At 61.3% G+C, this 1,309-nt stretch carries 1 protein-coding gene; it reads right to left on the minus strand.

Annotation, left to right across the window (positions count from 1 at the left end; translation table 11 throughout):
- Window positions 1-72: 72 nt before the first annotated feature.
- Window positions 73-1,309: transposase (locus PQQ96_RS41995; protein WP_408303304.1), on the minus strand; the 1,237-nt coding region annotated here is incomplete at its 5' end.

Below are 1,309 nucleotides of genomic sequence, written 5' to 3' on the forward strand. Positions count from 1 at the left end.
GGTTCGCTCTCCAATGCGCGCCAGATGGTTTGCCCGAGAGCCAAATCGGACGACGTTGCCCCTCTTCGAGGCTTACGCGAACGTCATTTTCGCCATTCTCCTCAGGTTCAGCGCCGCACAGACGAGTTTCCACCCGGCCTCGGCCCTGGCCAGTCCGCGCAGGTTGAATTGTCGAAACCCGAGAACGCTTTTTACCCACGCATTCGGCGGTTCGGACAGCCATTTGCGTTTGCGATAGGCACGCTGAGTTTCCAGAGAAGCGAATTTTTCCGCCATCGCGGCACACAGCGGCCGCTTGGTGGCATCGATCTTCACGTCTTTCTTGCCCTCGCGGCCGAGCGCTACGATCAGGTCGGCGGGGTGCTCACGCAACTGCTCGAACGTTGCTTCCGACCGGTAGCCCGCATCGGCAAGGACCTGCCTGGGATCGGCGCCGGCATCGCGTAGCACCGCAGCCAGAACGGTTGGTAATTGCACGCTGTCGGCGGCACTGTTACTCAGTTCGGCCGCGACGATGATGTGGGCCGTATCATCGACAGCAGCCTGGGCATTGTAGGAATAGTCGAAGCCGCCGCCGGCATGCTTCATGATCGGACTTTCCGGGTCGGTAAAATTCTCCTGGGCGTCGGGCTTGGGCTCGCCAAACCTGTACTTGAAGCGCGATTTCTTTTTCGGCTTGTCGCCGCCATCCGGCGGCGCGTCGTCGTCGCTACGACCCCGCGCAATATCGGCCTGGCGCTGACGTTCTTCCAGTCGTGCGCGCGCGGCACGGATGACCGCAAGCCGGTCCTCGCGCCGCGTGATCCCGGCTGGAATATCGAGTTCCGGCTCGTTCTTCCCGGCGTCATCGGCCGCCTTCGCTTTTGCCAGCAGCGCATTGATCTGTTCTTTGAGTTCCAGCTCGGCCTTCTTCATCCGGTCGTAGCTCATCGCCTTGTGGCGCGACGCATTGGCTTTGATCTTCGTGCCGTCAACGGCAATCGTCCCGAGCTTGACCAGTCCGCATTCCCTGGCCAGCTTCACCACTTGCACAAACAGGTCCGACAGTTCCTTCAAGTGAAAGGCACGAAAGTCGCAAAGCGTGCGATGCGCCGGATAATTGCCCGCCGCGAGGACCCGGAACGCGACATCTTCATGCAGCTTCCTGGCCAGCTTGCGCGACGAGAACACGCCGGTCGCATAGCCGTACACGAGCACCTTCACCATCATCGCCGGATGAAAGGGTTGATTGCGCGCGCCGCCGCCTGCATACCGCGCATGGAAGGCGGACAGGTCGAGCGAATCCACCGTGTCGCTGATGTAGTAGGCA

The organism is Paraburkholderia sediminicola, assembly GCF_046027825.1.
In the GTDB taxonomy this organism is placed as follows: Bacteria; Pseudomonadota; Gammaproteobacteria; order Burkholderiales; family Burkholderiaceae; genus Paraburkholderia; species Paraburkholderia sediminicola_D.